Source organism: Acinetobacter sp. 25-47-130 (assembly GCF_056779705.1).
The window spans coordinates 1-201 of sequence record NZ_JBWYII010000044.1; the positions used below are offsets into that span (position 1 = coordinate 1).

1 protein-coding gene is annotated in these 201 nt (G+C 42.3%); it reads right to left on the bottom strand.

Annotation, left to right across the window (positions count from 1 at the left end; genetic code table 11):
• The coding region (locus AC1M83_RS14280) for an enolase C-terminal domain-like protein (protein WP_481590959.1) at positions 1-201 on the bottom strand (201 nt) is incomplete at both ends.

The window sequence follows — 201 nt, forward strand, 5'->3', positions numbered from 1 at the left end:
CTAAATCCAACTCAATACCTAAACCATTGCCTTGAGGCAGATGTAATTCGAAATCACGATATTGAAGCGGGGTCTTTAAAATTTCGTCAGTTAACAGCAATGGACCAAACAATTCAGTGCCATATGCCAAATTCTCAAAGGTCGAGAACAAATGTGCAGAAGCGATGGTGCCAACAGAACCTTCAAGCATCGTGCCACCAT